The 18,668-nt window shown below is 61.5% G+C and carries 11 protein-coding genes, 1 tRNA gene and 3 rRNA genes; 5 read left to right on the forward strand and 10 right to left on the reverse strand.

The window, feature by feature from the left end:
• Window positions 1–8: 8 nt before the first annotated feature.
• From rrf to BLW62_RS15140, 4 genes are all read right to left on the reverse strand, one after another.
• Window positions 9–130 (reverse strand): 5S ribosomal RNA (gene rrf / locus BLW62_RS15125).
• A gap of 124 nt (window positions 131–254) precedes the next feature.
• Window positions 255–3,174, reverse strand: a 23S ribosomal RNA gene (locus tag BLW62_RS15130).
• Between the two features lie 229 nt (window positions 3,175–3,403).
• Window positions 3,404–3,475, reverse strand: a tRNA-Ala gene (locus tag BLW62_RS15135).
• A gap of 152 nt (window positions 3,476–3,627) precedes the next feature.
• Window positions 3,628–5,101: ribosomal RNA gene (locus tag BLW62_RS15140) — 16S ribosomal RNA — on the reverse strand.
• Together the 16S, 23S and 5S rRNA genes with 1 tRNA gene alongside form the textbook arrangement of a ribosomal RNA operon.
• Window positions 5,102–6,040: 939 nt before the next feature.
• On the opposite strand from BLW62_RS15140, the gene BLW62_RS15145 reads away from it, so the two are divergent.
• Both BLW62_RS15145 and BLW62_RS15150 read left to right on the forward strand, forming a co-directional pair.
• Window positions 6,041–6,418: a winged helix-turn-helix domain-containing protein gene (locus BLW62_RS15145; protein ID WP_090507887.1), complete on the forward strand. Its 378-nt coding sequence runs from the start codon at window positions 6,041–6,043 to the stop codon at window positions 6,416–6,418.
• Complete coding sequence (locus BLW62_RS15150) at window positions 6,415–6,711, forward strand: DUF7521 family protein (RefSeq protein WP_090507888.1); 297 nt, start codon at window positions 6,415–6,417, stop codon at window positions 6,709–6,711. The genes BLW62_RS15145 and BLW62_RS15150 overlap by 4 nt, the downstream gene beginning before the upstream one ends.
• A 21-nt stretch (window positions 6,712–6,732) precedes the next feature.
• Here BLW62_RS15150 and BLW62_RS15155 read toward each other — a convergent pair whose 3' ends face one another.
• From BLW62_RS15155 to lipA, 6 genes are all read right to left on the reverse strand, one after another.
• Window positions 6,733–7,878: a multicopper oxidase domain-containing protein gene (locus tag BLW62_RS15155; RefSeq protein ID WP_175459768.1), complete on the reverse strand. Its 1,146-nt coding sequence runs from the start codon at window positions 7,876–7,878 to the stop codon at window positions 6,733–6,735.
• Between the two features lie 150 nt (window positions 7,879–8,028).
• Window positions 8,029–9,492 (reverse strand): dihydrolipoyl dehydrogenase, encoded by a 1,464-nt coding sequence (gene lpdA, locus BLW62_RS15160; protein WP_090507889.1) that lies wholly within the window; start codon window positions 9,490–9,492, stop codon window positions 8,029–8,031.
• A gap of 71 nt (window positions 9,493–9,563) precedes the next feature.
• On the reverse strand, window positions 9,564–11,204 hold the full coding sequence (locus tag BLW62_RS15165; RefSeq protein WP_090507890.1) for a dihydrolipoamide acetyltransferase family protein: 1,641 nt from the start codon (window positions 11,202–11,204) through the stop codon (window positions 9,564–9,566).
• Between the two features lies 1 nt (window position 11,205).
• Complete coding sequence (locus BLW62_RS15170) at window positions 11,206–12,219, reverse strand: alpha-ketoacid dehydrogenase subunit beta (protein ID WP_090507891.1); 1,014 nt, start codon at window positions 12,217–12,219, stop codon at window positions 11,206–11,208.
• A gap of 1 nt (window position 12,220) precedes the next feature.
• Complete coding sequence (pdhA, locus tag BLW62_RS15175) at window positions 12,221–13,354, reverse strand: pyruvate dehydrogenase (acetyl-transferring) E1 component subunit alpha (RefSeq protein ID WP_090507892.1); 1,134 nt, start codon at window positions 13,352–13,354, stop codon at window positions 12,221–12,223.
• 355 nt (window positions 13,355–13,709) lie between these two features.
• Entirely contained in the window at window positions 13,710–14,681 is a 972-nt protein-coding gene (gene lipA, locus BLW62_RS15180) for a lipoyl synthase (RefSeq protein WP_090507893.1), read from the reverse strand.
• Window positions 14,682–14,948: 267 nt separating this feature from the next.
• Between lipA and BLW62_RS15185 the strand changes: the two genes are divergently transcribed.
• The 3 genes from BLW62_RS15185 (at window position 14,949) to BLW62_RS15195 (ending at window position 18,646) form a co-directional block, all read left to right on the forward strand.
• Window positions 14,949–15,464, forward strand: a complete 516-nt coding sequence (locus BLW62_RS15185; RefSeq protein WP_090507894.1) for a PH domain-containing protein — start codon at window positions 14,949–14,951, stop codon at window positions 15,462–15,464.
• Window positions 15,465–15,583: 119 nt separating this feature from the next.
• Window positions 15,584–16,180 (forward strand): DUF7978 family protein, encoded by a 597-nt coding sequence (locus BLW62_RS15190; protein ID WP_090507895.1) that lies wholly within the window; start codon window positions 15,584–15,586, stop codon window positions 16,178–16,180.
• 102 nt (window positions 16,181–16,282) lie between these two features.
• A complete protein-coding gene (locus BLW62_RS15195) occupies window positions 16,283–18,646 on the forward strand; it encodes a DEAD/DEAH box helicase (protein ID WP_090507896.1) in 2,364 nt (787 codons plus the stop codon).
• Window positions 18,647–18,668 lie beyond the last annotated feature (22 nt).

Consider the following 18,668-nt stretch of genomic DNA (forward strand, 5'->3'; position numbering starts at 1 on the left):
AGTATGAGTGAAGGCGGCGAATCGGGGATCCCAGAGGCTCGCGCACTCCAGTACGTGCCGATACGCAGACGAGCTTATCTTCCGTGTTCGGGATGGGTACGGGAGGCACCTCGTCGCTCTGGCCGCCGTAATGCCGATCAACGGACTCGAACCGTCGCTAAACCGTAATCGGTGGCCTCTGACCGTGTGTATGTGTAGTCCAGTTTGCGTCCGGACCCGTTCTCCGCGTCACGGATCCAATGCGATAATGTATGACTGTGTGGCTCGATCGATTAGTGCTCGCGGGCTCAACGCCTCGTTGCCTTGGCGCGTACACCCCGAGTCTATCGAACTCGTCTTCTACGAGTGATCTCAGTGGTATCTCTTTTCCAAGTGGGTTTCGAGCTTAGATGCGTTCAGCTCTTACCCCGTGGTGCGTCGCTGCCCGGCACGTGCCCTCTCGGACAGCCGGTACACGAGTGGCACCCATTCGTAGTTCCTCTCGTACTATACGAACGTTCTCGTCAGATACCGTAACACCCCCAATAGATAGCAGCCGACCTGTCTCACGACGGTCTAAACCCAGCTCACGACCTCCTTTAATAGGCGAACAACCTCACCCTTGCCTGCTTCTGCACAGGCAGGATGGAGGGAACCGACATCGAGGTAGCAAGCCACCCGGTCGATATGTGCTCTTGCGGGTGACGACTCTGTTATCCCTAAGGTAGCTTTTCTGTCAGCAATTGGCCGCATCAAGCAGCCTAATTGGTTCGCTAGACCACGCTTTCGCGTCAGCGTCCGTCGTTGTGCCGGACACTGTCAGACTTCCGTATGCTCTTGCGCTCTTTCCCGCGTCTCCGACGCGGGTGAGGAAATCTTGGGGCGCGCTCGATATCTTTTCAAGCGCGTACCGCCCCAGTCAAACTGCCCGGCTACCAGTGTCCTCCGCCAGGAGTGAGAGTCGCAGTCACCATCGGGTAGTATTTCAATGCTGGCTCGGTGAGCCGCTAGCGCGGCTACCTGTGTAATGCCTCCTACCTATGCTGCACAATGGCGACCACGTCTCAGTGACAGCCTGCAGTAAAGCTCTATAGGGTCTTCGCTTCCCCTTGGGGGTCTCCAGACTCCGCACTGGAACGTACAGTTCACCGGGCCCAACGTTGGGACAGTGGCGCTCTCGTTGATCCATTCATGCAAGCCGCTACTGAAGCGGCAAGGTACTACGCTACCTTAAGAGGGTCATAGTTACCCCCGCCGTTAACGGGTCCTTCGTCCCCTTGTAAGGGGTGTTCAGATACCCGCACTGGGCAGGATTCAGTGACCGTACGAGTCCTTACGGATTTGCGGTCACCTATGTTGTTACTAGACAGTCGGAGCGCCCGAGTCACTGCGACCTGCCTCTTTCCGAGGCAGGCATCCCTTATTGCGAACGTACGGGACTAACTTGCCGAATTCCCTAACGTCGGTTATTCCCGACAGACCTTGGCTTTCGCTGCCACGAGTACCTGTGTCGGATCTCGGTACGGACTGTGTGCTTGCCTTTTCACGGGCTCTAGGTTGACCTCTCTTTCGCTATCCAGCCATTCGATCGCTTCCTGCCATTACGGCTTCCACGATCTTCGACTGTTCGACCGGGCGAAAACCCGGTAGAGGCGGCCCCAAAGCGTCGGCTTTGAGTGCACACTGGCGTAGGAATATTAACCTACTTCCCTGTTGTCAGCTTCGACTTACGGGCTGACTTAGGACCGGCTAACCCTCAGCTGATCAGCATTGCTGAGGAACCCTTACTCGTTTGGCCGTCGAGGATCTCACCCGACTCACGCTGCTACTATGACCAGAATTTTCGTTACTGCACGGTCCACACGACCTCTCGGCCGTGCTTCCGCCCGAACAGTACGCCAACCTACAGGATCACTCCGTCAAGAGTGCCGCTAGGTCTCGGTGGTGGACTTGAGCCCCGATCATTTTGGGCGCCTCAAACCTCGGCCGGTAAGCTGTTACGCTTTTCTTAGAGGGTAGCTGCTTCTAAGCTCACCTCCCGGCTGTCTAGGGCTTGAGACCACCTTCGATCGCACTTAGTCCACACTTGGGGACCTTAACCCAGCTCTGGGTTGTCTCCCTCACGGTACACAGGCTTACCCCGCGCACCGGACTCCCTGCGTCAAACGACGTTCGTAGGTTCGGAGTTGGACAGGGGGGCACACTCCTCTCGGAGTGCGATCCCCCAATCCGTTGCTCTACCCCACGAACTATCTCGGCAGAGGTCATGCTTCGACATGTTTCGGTTGGAACCAGCTGTTTCCGGACTCGATGGGCCTTTCACCCCTAGACATAGGTCACGCGAGGGTATTGTAGGACACCAACGCTAGCAGGCCTCCACGTGGCTTTCGCCACGCTTCACCTTGCCCATGCCTAGATCGTCCGGTTTCGGGTCGTGCCCGATTGACTCCCCGCGCTTGAACACGGCGGCCCTTGTGCAAAGCACTGCGGCCATGTCGGTTTCCCTACGCCTTCCCCGATACTCGGGTTAGACTCGTCAATCAGGCACACTCTCTGGTTCGTTTTTCAAAACGTACGACGGAACACCGGCTTCCCGTGATGCTTACTACAGGTTCGCACCTGATTCATTACTCACAGGACCTTGTGTGCCCCGTCGCTCTATCGCCAACTGATTTCACGCCCTATTGCACCTCCCTTCTGGGGGTACTTTTCAGCGTTCGTTCACACTACTTGTTCGCTATCGGTCTTGAGGAGTGTTTAGTCTTCCCAGTCGATGCCTGGGATATTCACGAGGGATATCCAACCCCCGATACTCTGGAGCTGACTCGTCTCATACTCATCTACACTACGGGACTGTCACCCTGTCTCGTGCTCTATTCCAAGAGACTTCCTGTAGATCCTCTGAGAGTGTTAGTCAGTCCGAACACCACATTGCCCGAAGGCTTCGGTTTGGACTGTATCGCGTTCCTTCGCCAGTACTAACGACATCACATTACGTTTTCTTTTCCTGCCGATACTGAGATGTTTCAGTTCTCGGCGTTCCCCATTGCGCGAAGCAATTGCGGTGGGGATTCCCATTCGGAAATCCTGAGTTCTTTCCCTCCGTGCGGGTCCCTCAGGCTTATCGCAGCTTGGCACGTCCGTCTTCAGCTCTCAAGCCGAGCGATCCACCAGCTGGCACAGTAGCCACGTTCATCGGATCGGGATTACATCAAAGATGTAATCGTTAAGTGACCCGGGAACGGGTCCAGTGGACGCCTGGACTACACGTACACACAGTCTCATCTGCACGCCGGTAGACGGCCGGCCTGCATTGACCCTTCCCAGCCACACTTGCGCGGGCTGGTGCATCGGTTCTGCTTCGGATTCAATCCTCGGGTCGTCTCCCACTTAAGGGACACGATCCGTGATTTCCTCCGAGTCATGGACCCACAGGGATTCGAACCCTGGGCATCCTCCTTGCAAAGGAGGCACTCTACCACTGAGCTATGGGCCCACGTCCACCACTCGATGGTGGACACGAGGTGAGTGTTAGCCTTGGTAGTTCTGAGGTGCTCGATCGGCCTAACGGTGGGCGATCGAACGTGAACTGCGTGACGGAAAACCGTCACGGCTTCTGGGCTGGGGCGACGCCCCAGTCCCGGTCTGTGGAGGTGATCCAGCCGCAGATTCCCCTACGGCTACCTTGTTACGACTTAAGCCCCCTTGCGAAGCCCAGATTCGACCCCCGTACAGGGGCCTCATCCGGACCTCACTCGGGTGCTTTGACGGGCGGTGTGTGCAAGGAGCAGGGACGTATTCACCGCGCCCTTCTGAGGCGCGATTACTACCGAATCCAGCTTCATGAGGGCGAGTTTCAGCCCTCAATCCGAACTACGACCACGTTTCGGAGATTAGCGCCCCCTTTCGGGGTTGCATCCCACTGTCGTGGCCATTGTAGCCCGCGTGTCGCCCAGCACATTCGGGGCATACTGACCTACCGTTGCCCGTTCCTTCCTCCAGTTTGGCACTGGCAGTCCTCCTAATGTACCCAACCACCACAAGGGTGTTGCTGGCAATTAGGAGTGCGGGTCTCGCTCGTTGCCTGACTTAACAGGACGCCTCACGGTACGAGCTGACGGCGGCCATGCACCTCCTCTCAACGGCTCCAGTAAGCTCATCACACTGACCTTCACGGCACGTTGTCGATGCTGGTGAGATGTCCGGCGTTGAGTCCAATTAAACCGCAGGCTCCTCCGGTTGTAGTGCTCCCCCGCCAATTCCTTTAAGTTTCATCCTTGCGGACGTACTTCCCAGGCGGTCTGCTTCACGGCTTCCCTACGGCACAACACTGGCTCGTAGCCAGTGTCACACCTAGCAGACATCGTTTACAGCTCGGACTACCCGGGTATCTAATCCGGTTCGTGACCCGAGCTTTCGTCCCTCACCGTCGGATCCGTCCTTCCAGAGCGCTTTCGCCACCGGCGGTCCGTCCAGGATTACGGGATTTCACTCCTACCCCAGACGTACCCTCTGGATCTTCCGGTCCCAAGCCACACAGTTTCCACCGGACGCCTGCGCGTTAAGCACGCAGATTTCCCGATAGACTTGTGCGGCCAGCTACGGACGCTTTAGGCCCAATAATAGCGGTCATCACTCGTGCTGCCGGTATTACCGCGGCGGCTGGCACCGGTCTTGCCCAGCACTTATTCCACCACCACCTTACGGTGGTGAAAAGCGAGGACTATATGCCCTCGCACTCGGAGTCCCCTTATCGCACTCGCGTGCAGTGTAAAGGTTTCGCGCCTGCTGCGCCCCGTAGGGCCCGGTATCTTGTCTCAGATACCGTCTCCGGGCTCTTGCTCTCACAACCCGTACCGATTATCGGCACGGTGGGCCGTTACCCCACCGTCTACCTAATCGGCCGCAGCCACATCCTATGGCGCCTGAACGTTTCGCGCTCGCGCCACTTCCAGGCAGCGAGCGGTATTCCGCATTAGCCTCAGTTTCCCGAGGTTATTCGGATCCATAGGGTAGTTTGGCCACGTGTTACTGAGCTATCTGCTACGAGTCTAAACTCGTGCAACTAGCATGGCTAAATCGGACTCCAATAGCAATGACCTCCGGCAGGATCAACCGGAATGCTATCTAACTCCCAGCCCCAATGAGCTGGGAGGGCTAAATTTGGCGGTGAATGTCGTATCCAAGATACACACTCACACATGGGTCCACGTTCGATGTCCCCCAGATCGCCGACCGATCAAGCGACACCGAACTACCAAGGCTAACATCAAATCCCATCTATACGGCGGACCGCAGGGGTAGGATTCTCATTTCCTTCGGATCTACTCCTAAGCCATCCGGGGTACATAACCCCTTCGAACCGGAGTGATCCATGCTGATGGAGCGAGTTGAACGCCCCATCGATCACATTTTCTTTTGCATTCCATCCGAGTTGCCTTATACACTTAAGGGCGTCGGATCGAAGCTCGCCGGAAGTCGCATCCGGCGAGCGATTACGATTCTATCTGAACGCCCTGGGACGTATAAGGGCATCGGATCGCCGAGCCAATCGACATCGGCCCAACAGATCAACGGCAGATACCCCCATACGACACACCCACTGGATGAACCAGCGGGATCGGTACAGGTGGATGGAGTGTCAACCTCCGTGCCGGGAAACGGCCAGAGGGGACGTAGCGGAGTGCGCCACGTCGTTCGCATTACTATCGGATGGTGGGTACATACATAAGGCCGTCGAACGAGACGGCCATAGGAACCCGCTACCATGGGACGATTTTACACTGTTCGAAGAATACTGCCATCGACGTACCGTGCTCTCGAGGATTTCGGGTACGGTCGCGACTCCAGAACGAGCACGTGGTCAGTGTAGAATATCACGCGGGCGGAGGTCGGCCGGTCATTCCACCCTTGCAGGCACGGTCGGGCCGAATGAGACCCGCGTAAATTGGTCTCGAGCGTGCACGCGCAAGAACCTGTCGTGACCGAGTGCGACTGAGTCGGTGCGTACGTGCGAATGCATCGATGCCGATAAACCACGCGCGTCGTAAGAGATACACGAATGGTCCGGGATCCGATCGCGTCGGAGTCAACGCCGCCAGCAGAGGAGATCTGCGCTGCGCTCGACGACCCCGATTGTCGTGAAATTATCCGGAGCCTCGAGGAGCCGATGACGGCGTCGGAGCTCACGTCCGCGTGTGAGATCCCACAGTCGACGCTGTATCGCAAACTCGAGGTGCTAACCGACGCGACGTTACTCGAGGAGTCGACCGAAATTCGACAGGATGGACATCACGCAAGCAAATACGCGGTTGCGTTCAACGAGATTACGATCGTGTTAGACGACGACCGCTCGCTCGCAGTTCAGATCGAGCGACCGGCCCGGACGGCGGACGAACGATTGGCCGAGTTGTGGTCGGAGGTGCGAAAGGAAACATGAGTCCGATCGATGTCGGTGGAACCGAAATTGCGCTCGCGCTCGCGGTCGTCAAGACGCTCGTCCTCGTCGTCGGGAGCGCGATCACCTACATCGCGTTCAAGGCGTACAGGCGAACGCGCCAGCGCGCGCTCGGAATGCTCGCGCTCGGGTTCGGCCTCGTGACGCTCGGACTCGTGCTGGCGGGATTGCTCTATGAGTTACTCAGCGTGCAACTCGCGACGGGAATCTTACTCGAGAGCCTGCTCGTTCTGGCCGGGTTCGTCGTCATCGCGTACTCGCTGTACGTGCAGTAAGAACGAATCTGGAATTCGTTTTCAGCCGTCGTAGCCGGCTTCCTCCATGATTTCTGCGAATTCGTCGGTTTCTGTGGCGTCCTCGTAGACGATCGCGGTCGCCATTCCACCGGGATAACTTCCCTCGGTGGTGACGTGGTGGACCTTGTGACAGTGAGCCGGGTATATTCCCGGGTCGGCGTCGGCTTCGAACTCGAGGGTGTAGCGTTCGGCGGGGCCGATGGTGATGACGTCCTCTTCGTGCTGGGCCGCTTCTGGAATTGGTGCGCCGTCTTTCTCGATAACGGTGAATCGGTGACCGTGCGTGTGGAATGGGTGTGATTCGTAGCCGTTGTTCGCGATGTGGAGGTGAACGGTGTCACCTTCCGAGACGATCAGCGGCGTTCCGAGTTCGGGGTGGAACGTCGTCGGCGCGCTACGGCCGTTGAGCGTGTACGCGTCGGAGGATCGTTCGACCGGGTCGTACTCGGCGTCGCCGCCTGCTTCCCACTCGTGGAGGTCGGTATCCCAATCTCGCAGCGTGAAGAAGTACTCCTGGTCCGGTGGCTCGTACCCCTCGGGATCGACGCGGGGGATGCCGTACATTCCCATGTCAAGGTGATTGTGCGTTTGGTAGTGGCAGTGGTAGACGTGCGTGCCGGGGACGTCGCCCTCGAGCGTGTAGGTGTGGCTCTCGCCAGCATTGACGTGTTCGCGGGTGCTGACTGGTGCGCCGTCGTCCTCCCATGATTTTCCGACGGCGTGGACGTGGACGGTGTGTGAACGATTGTGATCGCTGTTGTCGTAGGTGAGTTCGAACGTGTCGCCTTCGGACAGTCGGTAGATGGGTCCGGGAACGGACGGGCCGAGGTCGTCCGCCTGCCAGGCCCAGACTTCGGGGAGTTCGACTGGACCGTCCGGCGAATCGGCACTGACGAGTTCGTATCGGGCCGGGACCGTCCGGAGGGTCGATTCGTACCCCTGATCAGCGATCTCGACGATCTGTGGCGGTTCGGTGTACTCGTAGTCGGTGAGTGGGTCGTCGTCGTCGTTTTCGTCGTCCGTGTCGCCGGTATCGTCGTCGCTCTCGAGCAACGACGCACAGCCGGCGAGTCCACCGAGTGTGCCCGTGGCTGCGATCGACAGGACGGTACGCCGACGGATTCGGTGGGGAGTGGTGGGCGTCATGGCTTCAGTCGATAGTTGGGACTGGGGAGAGAAGATGGGAGCGAGAGTTCCCATCGGTCGAGAAGTTCGACGCACATTCCAGCGCGTACCGGGACGATACGTTCCGAAAACGAGAGAGTCGGCGAATCAAAATCTCGCCGCGACGGCGGGCTACCGGTTCAGCGTGTGGATCGCGTGACCGAGCGCGTTCTCTGCGGCTTCCATCACCGACTCGGAGAGCGTTGGGTGGGCGTGGACCGTCGACGCGACGTCCTCGAGCGTGGCGCCCAACTCGATCGCGAGACAGAGTTCGGCGATCAGTTCGGAGGCTTCGGGGCCGACGATGCTGGCTCCGAGGACGTATCCATCGGATTCCTCGGCGACGATTTTGACGAAGCCGTCGGCGTCGCCGGTCGTCAGTGCGCGACCGCTGGCCCGGAAGGGGAACTGCCCGACGACGGGGTCGTAACCCGCTTCTTCGGCGTCGGATTCGGTCAGTCCGACGGTCGCGATCTCGGGATCGGTGAAGACGACGGCGGGCATCGCTTGGTGGTCGATCGCGGCCGGTTCGCCGGCGATAACCTCCGCAGCGGTCTGTCCTTCCATGCTACCCTTGTGGGCGAGCATCGGCTCGCCGGCGACGTCACCGACGGCGAAGATGTGGTCGACGTTCGTACGCGCGCGCGTATCGGTTTGGATAATTCCACGGTCGTCCGTTTCGACGCCGGCGGCCTCGAGGTCGAGCGTGTCCGAGACCGGTTCGCGGCCCACGGCGACGAGGACCTTCTCGACGTCGAGTTCGAGGCGTTCTTCCTCGATCGCTTCGGCGCTGCCGCCGTTGGCTGCCGCACCGTCGACGGGTTCGGCGACGACGCGAACGTGTTCGTCCGGTTCGTACCACTCGGAGGCGGTGTGCTCGAAGACGAACTCGATTCCCAGATCGTTCGCTCGCTGTTTGACCGGCCGTTTGAGGTCGTCATCGTATCCCGGCAGGATCGAATCCAGCATTTCGACGACGGTGACGTCCGTCCCGAGTTTGGCGTAGACGCTCGCCAGTTCCATGCCGATGTAGCCTGCACCGACCACGACCAGCGAGTCGGGGACGGAATCGAGTGCGAGCGCCTGTCGCGAGTCGATCACGGGATCGGCGTCGAACGAGAAGTCAGGAATGGCGATCGGGCGCGAACCGGTGGCGACGATCGCGTGTTCGAACTCGAGGCTCTCGGAGCCCTGTCCCTCGCCGCTGTGAGAGATTCGGGCGGTGTGCTCGTCGACGAACGTGGCGGTTCCCTCGAGCAGGGAGACCTGATTCGCCTTGCAGAGCTTCTCGACGCCGCTCGTGAGTTGGTCGACGACGTCGTCTTTCCACGAGACCATCCCCGAGAGGTCGATCGCGGGATCGGCGTGAATACCCATCTCCTCGGCTGTGGCGGCCCCGTGTGCGACGTCGGTCGCCGTGATCAGCGCCTTCGAGGGGATGCAGCCGTGGTTCAGACAGGTCCCTCCGTAGGCTTCCTTCTCGACGAGCGTGACGTCCAGGTCGAGTTGTCCGGCGCGGATCGCAGCGACGTAGCCCGCGGGGCCGGCTCCGATCACCAGAACGTCCGTCGCGGTCGTGACGTCTCCGACGACCATCAGTTCGGTCCCTCCCTCGTGTGTTGTGTGTCAGCGTTCATAGGTCGTAGTAGTCGGTAGTTCTGCTACGGTCACTCGAGCAGTAGTAAGTGTGGGTTTTCGAGAGACTCCATCACGGTGTTCATAAACTGTGCGCCGATTGCACCGTCGATGAGTCGGTGATCGAACGACAGCGAGAGCGTCAGGACGGATCGCGGTTCGATCGTCTCGGTGCCCTCCTCGTCGGTCACGACGCGTGGCTTGCGTTTGATTTCGCCGACCGCGAGAATGCCCGCTTCGGGGTAGTTGAGGATCGGCGTCGCGTACTCGCCGCCGATGCCACCGACGTTGGTGACGGTGAACGTCGATCCCTGCAGTTCGGTGGGGCTAACCGTACGTTCGCGAGCCTTCTGAACCAGTTCGTTCATCGAGGACGCGAGCGCTAAGAGCCCCTGCCGGTCGGCGTTCTCGACGACCGGCACTAACAGTCCGGCGTCGGTTGCGGTCGCGATGCCGATATTGTAGTAATCACGGTAGACGATCTCCTCGGCGTCGTCGTCGATGACCGCGTTCATCTCCGGGTACTCCTTCAACGCTGCCACGACGGCCTTGACGATGAAGGGCATGTAGGTCAGCTGAATCCCGCGATCAGCAGCGCGAGGCTTCAGGTCCTCGCGAGCCTCGACGAGAGCGGTGACGTCGACCTCGTCGTGGTGGGTCACGTGGGGAGCGGTAAACTTCGACTCGACCATCGCGTCGGCGGTCCGTTTGCGGACGCCGGCGAAGGGTTCGCGGCGTTCGCGCTCGCCAGCCGAGAAGTCGACGCCGGTCGCATCAGCCGCTGCACCGGCCTCGAGTCCCTCGGTCTCAGCCCCCTGTCGCTTGGCCTCGGCGTACTCGCGAACCGCGTCGGGAGTCACGAACGGTTGGCCGTCACGTTCTTCGACAGCGGGGACGGCGTCGATATTGACTCCTTCCTCCTCGGCGATCCGACGAGTTGCGGGCGCAGCCAGCGTCTGTTCACGGTCTGCGTCCTCGAGGCCGGCCGATGGAGCGGACGAACCCCCGGAAGCGGGGGAAGTCGTCGGTGTCGCCTCCATCCCTGCTCGGTCGTCGCCGGTGTCACTCGAGTCGTCAGCCGTCTCCGTGTCACTCGACCCAGAATCAGGGGTTGCCTGCCCGCCATCGTCGGCTGCGCTCGCCGCTCGAATGTCGGCCGCGGTGATCCGACCGCCAGGGCCGCTGCCCTGCACGCTCGAGAGGTCGAGTCCCTCCTTGCGGGCTTTGCGACGGAGTCTGGGGGGGACGAAGACGCGATCCTGGGGCGTCCCAGTCTCCTCGGTCTCGGCACCGATCGCGCCAGAACTGCCGGCCTCGCCCTCCTCGTCCGTCGTCGCTGATTCGGCGTCCGTTGCTGGTTCCGTCTCTTCGTCTCCGGCCGTCGCTGCGGATTCGCCGGCTTCGTCCTCGGCGGCCGTCTCCGCGTCGTCCTCGCCCTCGAGCGCGAACGTCACAAAGACGTTGCCGACGGGGATCACGTCGCCTTCCGCGTAGTGTAACTCGCTGACCGTGCCGTCGACCGGCGAGGGGACTTCGACGAGCGCCTTGTCGGTTTCGACCTCCGCGACCGGTTGATCCTCCGTGACCTCGTCACCTTCGTCGACCAGCCACGAGACCAATTCGCCCTCCGCGACGCCCTCACCGACGTCCGGTAGCTTGAACTCGCGGACCATCTCAGAACCCCACCGCGTCTCGAATGCCGTCTTCGATGCGCGCCGGTTCGGGCAGGTAGTAGTCCTCGAGTGCGTACAGCGGGAACGGCGTATCGAAGCCCGTGACCCGTTCGACCGGCGCTTCCTGATAGAGCAGGGCCTCCTCCTGGAGCGTCGCGGCGATTTCGGCACCGAGTCCGCCTGTCTTCGGCGCTTCGTGGACGACCGCCGCGCGGCCCGTCTTCTTGAACGATTCGACGATGGTCTCCTCGTCGAGTGGCGAAAGCGTCCGCAGGTCGATCACTTCGGCGTCGATCTCGCCCTCGAGGTTCTCCGCAGCCTCGAGCGTCGGTCGAGTCATCGCCCCCCACGTGTAGACCGAGATGTCGCTTCCCTCCCGGCGAACGGCGGCCTCGCCGATCGGTACCTCGTAGGAGTCCGTAGGGACGTCCTCTCTGAACGCCCGGTAGATGAGCTTCGGCTCGAGGAAGATCACTGGGTCCGGATCGCGAATCGCGCTCGTGAGGAGGCCTTTCGTGTCGTAGGGGGTCGATGGCATGACGACCTTGAGCCCGGGCTGGTGGACGAACATCGCCTCCGAGGACTCGGAGTGGTGTTCGGGCGCACGGATTCCGCCGCCGTAGGGCGCGCGGACGACCAGCGGACACGTGTATCGCCCGCGCGATCGCGTGCGTAGCCGTGCAGCGTGCGAGACGATCTGGTCGAACGCGGGGTAGATAAAGCCCAGAAACTGCATCTCGGCGACGGGGCGCATTCCGTAGGCGGCCATTCCGATGGCCGTTCCGACGATACCCGACTCCGCGAGGGGCGTGTCGACGACGCGATCATCGCCGAACTCCTCGTAGAGGCCCTCCGTCGCCCGGAAGACGCCGCCGTTTTTCCCGACGTCTTCGCCCATGACGAGGACGTCGTCGTCGCGTTCCATCTCGGTGTGCAAGCCGTCTCTCACTGCTTCGACCAGCGTGAGACGCTCCGATTCGTCGTGTGTTTGCGATCGTGTCTCGTGTGTTGCCATATTATCCTTCCAGGAGCTCGTCGTCGCCGTGTCGCTCGCGAATCGATTCGAAATATTCGAGCTGTCGTTGTAAGCGTCGGGGCATACCCTCGTAAACGTGTGCGAATATTTCCTCCGGATCCGGGCGTGTAACCGACTCTGCGGTGTCGATCGCGTCGGCGACGCGCTCTTCGATTTCCGAGTCGATTCGCTCGACGCGCTCGTCGTCGAGGATGCCCTCGTGTCGGAGGTACTGCTCGAGTCGCGGAATCGGGTCCTTTCCTTTCCAGTGTTCGACTTCCTCGTCGTCGCGGTAGACAGAGGGATCGTCGGCGGTCGTGTGCGCGCCGTAGCGGTATTGGACGGCTTCGATCAGCGTCGGGCGCGTCGCTCGCCCGGCCGCGCCGTCGCTCTCGACGGCGTCGGGATTCTTTGCCTTCTCGACGGCGTCTCGAGTGACCTTGTAGACGGCGAGTGGATCCATCCCGTCGACCTGGACGCCCTCGAAGCCGTACGCTTCGGCCTTCTGGGCCAGCGTGGCGCTGGCCGTCTGGCGCTCTCGCGGAACGGAGATAGCCCACTGGTTGTTGTTACAGAAGAAGACGGTCGGCGTGTCGAAGACGCCGGCGAAGTTGAGCCCTTCGTGGAAGTCACCCTCCGACGTCGCGCCGTCGCCGAAGTAACAGAGGAACGCTTTTTCCTCTCCGTTGAGCTTCGAGGCCCAGGCGGCCCCCGTCGCGTGGGGGATCTGCGTCGCGATCGGAACCGCGACGGTGAAGATATTCGCGTCGTCTGGAATCTGGTTGCCCTGTTCGTGGCCCATCCAGTAGAGCAGCGTTCGCTCGAGGCTCATTCCTCGAACCAGCGCGGTGCCGTGTTCGCGGTAACTCGGGAACACCCAATCGTCGTCGGCGAGTGCGTACGCACTGGCGATCTGGGAGGCTTCCTGTCCGGACAACGGGGGGTACGTCCCCATTCGACCCTGGCGCTGGAGGCTTACGGCCCGTTCATCGAAGTGACGAATCAGGCGCATCTGCTCGTACATCTGGACGAGTTCCTCGTCGGTCAGGTCGGGGACGTCGGCATCCTCGAGGACCCGTCCAGACTCGTCGAGAATCTGTACTCGGTCTCGGGGGCTGCGTTGTAGCGTACTCACGGGTAAACCCACCTGTACATACCCTAGGGAACAATCGCTCACAATAAAGGAGTTTCCCAAAATAGGGTATCAGAGCGGTATTTCTTCCACTCGAGTCCGTCAAAAGTGGACGTGTTTGATCAGTTTTGGCTAGTATCGTCCGAATTGGGGGCCGGTACATTTCGACGGGGAGTGTGACGGTCGCCCGAGGCGCGCTGGTGAGTGGCGTTCGCGTTTGTGGGGTGAGAATAGCGGACAGCACAGAAGGGGACAACTCGAGTGCGAATATCTGGTTCGAAACCACACGCCAGCAAAACCACGAACGCCCGTCCGTCGAGACCGTCGTCCATCGGTCGAGACCGAACGCTCGAGTTCGTTAGCTTCGAGAGTGCGTCTGGCCGGCACTGGATGCGCCTCGAGCATCCGCTCTCGCCTCCGCGACGCTCTTGCCCTCGCGCAAGACGGCGTCGACGAACAGTTCGCCGGCCTTGTAGGACGAGCGAACCATCGGTCCGCTGGCACAGTAGAGAAAGCCCAGTTCGTCTTCCGCGACGCGACGCCACGTCTCGTACTTGTCCGGGTGATCGTAGCGTTTCACCTCGAGGTGGTCGCTCGAAGGCCGGAGATACTGCCCGAGCGTGACGATGTCGACGCTGCGCTCGCGCAGGTCCGCCATCGTCTGGTAGACTTCGTGGTCGTACTCGCCGTGGCCGAGCATGATCGACGTTTTCGTGTAGATGTCAGACTCGCGCTCGACTTGCTCGAGGACGGAGAGGCTCTGTTCGTAGCCCGCGCGGCGATCGCGGACGGGAAATTGCAGGCGTTCGACGGTTTCGATGTTGTGTGCGATGACGTCCGGTTCGGCGTCGATGATCTTTCGGACGAGGCGAGCCTCCCCCTGAAAGTCCGGAATGAGGACTTCGACGAGAATCCCCGGGTGTCGATCCTTGATCTCGCGAATCGTCTCCGCGAAGTGGCCCGCCCCCTGATCCGGTAGGTCGTCTCGGTCGACGCTCGTCAGGACAACGTAGTCGAGTCCGATCTCGGCGACTGCGTCCGCGACGTTCGCGGGTTCGTCGGGGTCGAGGGCCTCCATTCCCCCGGTCTGGACGTCACAGAAGTTGCAGGCTCGAGAGCAGCGATCGCCCATCAACATGAACGTCGCCGTGCCGCCCGAGCTCTCGCCCGTTCCGGCCCCGCCGGACCAGCACTCACCGAGGTTCGGGCAGTTGGCCTCCTCGCAGACGGTATGGAGGTTCCGCTCGCGCAGCGTCTCCCGAATCCCCGCGAACTCCCGACCCGACGGCGGCCGCATCTTGAGCCAGTCGGGTTTGCGAGTGGTGCTCATACCGGAACGAAGGGTCCCACCGTGAAAAACCGTGGTGATCCGGGGGCCGTGGCTACCGGGAATTTCGAGACGAAGCCGACTCGAGCCCGAGTACGGACTGGTTTCCACCTCCGGGCAAGCCACTTCTAAACCAGTGCTATCGTCGCTGGCTACAATCGAAACCACCCCGTTCGTTTCGATTGGAGCGGAGGAATTTCAGGGTATCAAGACTGTATGGGGATCGTACTCCCGGTAGATTTACCAGAGAGAGTAGAATAGCCACGGTCCATGGCGTTCAGCACGACTCCCGACTGGTTCCATATCAGCGACGAAGACGACGTCGTCTGGGAGAGTCGGCCACATCCGATCACGATGGGGGTTGGGCTCCCCGCCGGACTCGTCCTCACCCTCTTCGGATTCGTCCTCGCCGGGTGGACCGCGAGCGACGGCGTCGGCGTTCTGACGGTTCTGGGAGTCCTCCTCCTGATCGGTGGCCTCGCCCTCGCGGGCGCTCGCTACCTCGTCTGGACGAACACCCGCTACGTGATCACGACCTCCGAGTTGTACAAGAAATACGGCGTGATCTCGAGAGACGTGACCCAGTTTCGCCTCGATCGCGTCCAGAACACGAGCCTCAACCAGTCGATGATCGGCCGTGCACTCGGCTACGGCGATCTCACGGTGTACACGGCCGGGTCGGGCGACCCCGAACTGACCTTCGAGCGCGTGCCGAGTCCGGAGCGGGCCTCGAGTCTCCTGAGTGACCAACTCGACGAGACATCGTCGAACGATCAGGTCGTCTAAGTGGCCATACCCCCGGAGAGTACCGCTTTAGAGTGCGTTTGCTATGGTTGAATATTTTTCATAAATTTCCGTGAAAACCACAAGACTCATTATATCAACTGGCTTTCGGACCCGATACAATGTCACGATTGGCGACAGCCAACGACGGTCCAGCATCGCGTGGCTCGAGTGTCGCGGCGAGTGCCGGACTCGGCGTGCTGGCGGCCGCGATTGGGTACCTCGCGTCGTACGTCCTCATCATCGATGAGGCCCGCGAGGCCGTGGGTGACGACGTTGCCGACTGGAAAGGCGTCGCCTGGTACTTCTACAACGCTCACCTCGTCGACATCGAGACCAGTGGCGAGTTCGGCGCGTGGGGCGGAACGGATACCGCCAACCTCATCGCCGAATCCGGGAGTACGAGCGCAACGTTGCTGTACGTGCTGCCGCCACTCGTGTTGTTCACTATTGGGGCAATTCTGGCTGCTCAGTGGCACGTAAGTGATATCGGCGACGCGGTCCTCGCCGCTGCACCGGTTACGATCGGGTACGCAATCGTCGTCAGTATCGGCGCCCACGTCGCCGAATCCAGCAGCGAAGGGACGTTCGGACCGATCGAGATGAGCGGAAGCATTGCACCGGAACTCCTCCCTGCGATCTTGCTCGCCGGCATCCTCTACCCGCTGGTGTTCGCGACCGCGGGAGCGGTCCTCGCGTCGACCCTCACCGGCCGATAGTCGGGTCGCGAGATCGAGACGCCTCCGTTTCGCTGTGTGACTCGAGTCGGACTCGCGACTCGAAGGAAACGCCTTTGACCCGCCACTCCCCGTTTTCGTGTGATGGAGGTCGCCGAGGTTCTCCCCGAATTCGCCGACGCCTTTGCCTTCGAGGAGTTCAACCGGATGCAACGCGAGGCACTGCCCGGATTGCTCGAATCCGAGGAAAACGTGGTCGCGAGCGCGCCGACCGCCTCGGGCAAAACCGCCCTCGCGGAGCTGGCGATCTGTAAGGCGCTCGCCGACGGCGGAACGGCGCTGTTTATCGCCCCGTTGCGAGCGCTGACGAACGAAAAGGAAGACGACTGGGACCGATTCGAGAGTCTGGATTACTCCGTCTACGTCGTCACCGGCGAGCGGGATCTGAATCCGCGGCGCGCGCGACGCGCGGACATCCTCGTGATGACGCCGGAGAAACTCGACTCGGCGACCCGAAAACACGAGTCGCGCCGGTACGACTTCGTCACCGATATCGACGTCTGCGTCATCGACGAGGTCCACCTTCTCGACGCCGACCGACGCGGCTCGGTGCTCGAGGTGACGGTCTCTCGCCTGCGTCGGCTCTGTGATCCCCGCGTGGTCGCACTCTCGGCGACGATGCCGAACGTCGACGACGTGGCGGCGTGGCTCGACGCCCCCGCGGAAACGACCTTCGAGTTCGGCGACGAGTACCGACCGGTCGACCTGAACGCGGGCGTCAAGACCTACACGCACGGCGAGAACTCCTTCGCGGACAAGTACCGCCGGCTCTATCGCGCGATCGACCTCGCTGAGCCACACCTCCGGGAGGACGGCCAGGCGCTCGTCTTCGTCTCCTCCCGACAGGACACCGTGCAGGCGGCCAAGAAGGCTCGAGACGAAATCGCCGAGCGAGACGTTCCGATGGGCGTTCGCGGCGACATCGAGTTCCACGACGAGTCGAAAGCCGCACTCGACAACGACACCCTTCGAAACTCCGTCCTCGACGGCGTCGCGTTCCACCACGCGGGCCTCTCGAAGACGGAGCGAGACCTCGTCGAGCAGTGGTTCAAGGAGGGTCACATCGAACTGCTCTTTTCGACCTCGACGCTGGCCTGGGGCGTCAACATGCCCGCGCGCTGCGTCGTGATCCGCGACACGAAGATCCACGACCCCCTCGAGGGAGAAGTGGACATGAGTCCCCTCGACGTGCTCCAGATGCTCGGCCGTGCGGGACGCCCCGGCTACGACGACGTCGGCTACGGCTGGGTCGTCTGTGACGGCTCGGACGCGGACAAGTACCGACGGCTCCTCCGAGACGGCAAGGAGATCGAATCCCGACTCGCGGAGACGCTCGAGACCCACCTCAACGCCGAGATCGCGATGGGGACGATCACGGACTTAGAGGAGGTGATGGACTGGCTCGAGACGACCTTCTACTACGTCCGCGGCCAGTCGAAACCCGAAGAATACGACTTTCCAAACCTCCGCCAGCGCGTCCGAGACTGCCTCGAGGGGCTGGTCGAGCGCGGCTTCGTCGAGATGGACGCCGACGATCTCTCGATCGAGCCGACCCCTCGGGGCGTCCTCGCCTCGAAGTACTACTTGCGCCTCGAGACGGCCGCGACGTTCGCGGAACTCTGTGATCGGGTCAGCGAGGACAGGGCGGTTCTCGAGGCCGACGACGTGCTCGAGGGCGTCGCGACGGCAGAGGAGTTCGACTCGGTGTCTGCTCGTCAGTCAGAGCGCGACGCGATCAGCGCGACGTTGGTCGGCCACGAGACCGAGGATCTCGAGGCGGGCCAGCGAAAGGTGCTCGCAATTTTGCGAGGTGCTGCGAACGGCTCGACGCCGACAGAACTCGCGAGCGACGCCTGGGTGATCCGACGCAACGCGACGCGACTCGTCTCAGCGCTCGGAGCCTTCCTCGATCGACTCGCCGGACCGCACGCGGCGAACCTCGCCAAGCGAGTCGAAGCCAGAATCGAGAACGGCGTCGCCGAAGACGCGGTCGGATTGACGGCCATCGATCAGGTTGGCCCGGGTCGGGCGAGCAAACTCGCCTCGGAGGGGCTGACGACGCCGGGTGACCTCGTCGAAGCGGGAATCGGTGGCCTCGTCGACGCGGGGCTGACGGAGGGGGTCGCCGAATCGGTCTACGAGGGTGCCCAGTCGCTGCCCTCGATCGAATTCGACTGGGGACAGTTTCCCGAGACCGTCGCAACCGGAGAGAACGAGGTCTGTGACGTAACCGTCAGGAACGTGGGTGAACCCGCCCGCGCGGGCGTCCGCGTCACCGTCAACGGCGTCGAGATGACCAGCACGAAGACCTACCTGCGAAGCGAGGAGACCGTTCCCGTGGGCGTCTTCGGGGCCGACGCCGAGGAACTTGAGTTCACCGTCACCGTCACGTTTCCCGAGGAGTCGCTGTTACCACTCGAGTCGACGCGGACCGTCGACGTCGTCTGATACGGTCTGCCGTGGTCGTGTA

Source organism: Natronorubrum sediminis (assembly GCF_900108095.1).
GTDB classification, from domain to species: domain Archaea; phylum Halobacteriota; class Halobacteria; order Halobacteriales; family Natrialbaceae; genus Natronorubrum; species Natronorubrum sediminis.

Bases quoted from the DNA above. Each gene is read 5' to 3' on its own strand.
- BLW62_RS15145 (WP_090507887.1), top strand. From the start codon at position 6,041: ATGGTCCGGGATCCGATCGCGTCGGAGTCAACGCCGCCAGCAGAGGAG.
- BLW62_RS15150 (WP_090507888.1), top strand. From the start codon at position 6,415: ATGAGTCCGATCGATGTCGGTGGAACCGAAATTGCGCTCGCGCTCGCG.
- BLW62_RS15155 (WP_175459768.1), bottom strand. From the start codon at position 7,878: ATGACGCCCACCACTCCCCACCGAATCCGTCGGCGTACCGTCCTGTCG.
- lpdA (WP_090507889.1), bottom strand. From the start codon at position 9,492: ATGGTCGTCGGAGACGTCACGACCGCGACGGACGTTCTGGTGATCGGA.
- BLW62_RS15165 (WP_090507890.1), bottom strand. From the start codon at position 11,204: ATGGTCCGCGAGTTCAAGCTACCGGACGTCGGTGAGGGCGTCGCGGAG.
- BLW62_RS15170 (WP_090507891.1), bottom strand. From the start codon at position 12,219: ATGGCAACACACGAGACACGATCGCAAACACACGACGAATCGGAGCGT.
- lipA (WP_090507893.1), bottom strand. From the start codon at position 14,681: ATGAGCACCACTCGCAAACCCGACTGGCTCAAGATGCGGCCGCCGTCG.
- BLW62_RS15185 (WP_090507894.1), top strand. From the start codon at position 14,949: ATGGCGTTCAGCACGACTCCCGACTGGTTCCATATCAGCGACGAAGAC.
- BLW62_RS15190 (WP_090507895.1), top strand. From the start codon at position 15,584: ATGTCACGATTGGCGACAGCCAACGACGGTCCAGCATCGCGTGGCTCG.
- BLW62_RS15195 (WP_090507896.1), top strand. From the start codon at position 16,283: ATGGAGGTCGCCGAGGTTCTCCCCGAATTCGCCGACGCCTTTGCCTTC.